Annotated in this window: 1 protein-coding gene; it reads right to left on the bottom strand. The window is 65.1% G+C overall.

The genetic code is table 11. From position 1 onward, the window contains the following. Window positions 1-2,536, bottom strand: a 2,536-nt coding sequence (locus A5707_RS01195) for a condensation domain-containing protein (RefSeq protein WP_156657426.1), incomplete at both ends; no start/stop codon positions are given.

Here is a 2,536-nt window from a genome sequence, read left to right as displayed (position 1 = left end):
CCCCGCCCAGCAGCGCCGCCCAAATCTCCCACACCGAAAAGTCAAACGCATAGGAATGGCATTGGGTCCACACCTGCGGCTGCGGCAAGTACGTCGGCATCGATTGCGCCACATGCCCCAAATTGCGATGCGTCACCGCCACACCCTTGGGCACACCCGTGGTCCCTGATGTGTAGATGAGGTAGGCAATGTCGTCGGGGGCAGGATCCGGCAAGGCCGTGCACAGGCAACTGGCCGCGGCGGAGTCGTTGATGTCGATGACCGTGACGCCATGACCGTCAACTCGCGCCGCCAGAGCAGCGGTGGTCAGCACCGCGATCGGCGCGGCATCGGCCACCATGAATTCGATGCGTGCCGCGGGCAGCACCGGATCGATCGCCAAATACGCCGCCCCTGCCTTGAGCACCGCCAACATCGACACAATCGCCTCGGCGGAACGCTCCAACAACAACCCCACACACTCACCCGGGCCTGCCCCCTGGCCAGAGAGCACGTGTGCCAACCGATTCGCCGCCTCGTCCAACTCGCGATAGGTCAACTCACCGCTGTCCCAGGTCACGGCGACCGCCTCCGGGCAGCGGGATACTTGCTCCCCGAACAGGTTCGGGACCGAAAGCACCGACAATGTGGGCTGGGTTAGCACCGCGCGATTGCCCAGCGCATCCAATCGCGCATGCTCATCCTCATCGAGGAGATCCACCGAGGACAGCGGTTGCGTTGGATCGGAAGCCATCGCCACCAACACCCGCTCCAACCGTTCGACCAATACCTCAACGCTGACCCTGTCGAACACATCGGTATCGAATTCGACGCGCAGGCCGAGTTCGTGGCCCGGTCGGGCCGCGACCGTCAACGGGTAATGGTTGTATTCACGGCTGGTGACGTCGGTGACGGCCCACTCGTGGTCGCCCAACAGTGCCGCGGTGTCGATCGGGTAGTTCTCGTACACGAACAAGGTGTCGAACAGCTGTTCATGGCCGGTGGCGCGGTGAATCTCGTTGAGCGCCAAATGCTGGTGCTCGAGCGTGCGGTTCTGGGTGTTTTGCAGCTGGCCCAGTAGCTCGGCGGTGGTGGTGGCTGCCGTGACGTTGGCGCGAACCGGGACGGTGTTGATCAGCAAGCCGACCAACGATTCCGCGCCAACTACCTCGGCAGGTCGTCCCGAGACGGCGACGCCGAAGGCGACATCGTGATGGCCGGTCAGCCACATCAGCGTCTGTGCCCAGGCGCCCTCCAGCACAGTGTTGACGGTGGTGCGGCAGGACCGCGCCAGCTCGCTAAGAGCCCGGGTGGTCTCCTCGGGCACGCAAAACGCTTCAACACGTCGCCGCCCGAGCCCTAGTCGGCCTTGCGGGCCGACCAATGTGGGCACATCGAAGCCGGCGAACGCCTCACGCCACACCGCGCGGGCAGCGTCACGATCGCGACCGGCTAGCCAAGTGAGGAAGCTGCGGTACGACCCGGCTGCTGGCAGACGCTGCCGGTGATAGCTGGCGAAGATCTCCTGCAGCAGGATCGGCAGCGACCAGCCGTCGAGCACGATGTGGTGATTGGTGAGCACAAAGCGGTGCTGATCTGATGCGCTGCGGATGAGAGCAGCCCGAAAGGCCGGCTGGCCGTTGAGTTCGCAGACCGCGGCGCGTTCAGCGGCGCACACCCGCTCCATCTGCTCGTCGATATCGAGGTCTTCGCCGTCCAGTTCGAGGTAGCGCCACCCCACCGCGGGATCAGCCGGGATGATCTGGACCGGCTCGTCAAGCTGGTCGCAGAATCGGGCCGCCAGGTTGGGATGCCGAACAACTACCGCGTCTACGGCGTCGCGCAGGCGATCCCGGTCAAGGGCACCGGTTACGGTGAAATCAAGTTGCACCGCGTAGATATCGTCGTCGCTCGCCTGCACGGTATGAGCGTGGAAGAGCAGTCCTTGTTGCAATGGGGTTAGCGGCAAGACGTCGGCGACCCGGTGTTGTCGGGTCAGTTCATCGAGTTGTTGTTGGGTCACGCGGGCGGGCGCGATGTCGGAGGGGGTCAGGCCGCCGCCGCCCTGGCGAACGTGGGCGCAGATGCCGGTCAGCGCGTCGAACCACAGCTGGCTGAGCCGGCTGATCTGGGTTTCGTCCAACGCCGAGGGCGCCCACGTCCAGGCGGCGTGCAGCCGCGGACCCGCCTCGCTGTCGACGGTACCGGCGTTGAGTTCGACGGTGTGCCCCAACGGCATTGGGATCGTGGCAGCGGCGGTGGCTGAGACGCCGTCCTGCGATATTCGCCACGGAACCTCGTCGGCTACCGGGCCGCCTAGCCTGCCGAGGTAGTTGAATCCGATGGCGGGGTCGGCGCAGCTCAGGGTGATGTCGGGGTTGAGGTAGCGCAGCAGCCCGTAGGTCAAGCCCTCGGGTAGGGCGCGCAGTTGTTCTTTGGCGTCCTTGATGATTGGGCCCAATGCCGGCTCACCGGCGGCGACTTGCGACCAATGCAGACCGCTGATCGTCAGCGCCACCGGGTATTTGGTGGTAAACCAGCCCACGGTGCGCGACAG

Origin of the sequence: Mycobacterium kyorinense (assembly GCF_001672775.1) — a bacterium.
In the GTDB taxonomy this organism is placed as follows: Bacteria; Actinomycetota; Actinomycetes; order Mycobacteriales; family Mycobacteriaceae; genus Mycobacterium; species Mycobacterium kyorinense_A.
This window is presented reverse-complemented; position numbering and strand designations above follow the sequence as displayed.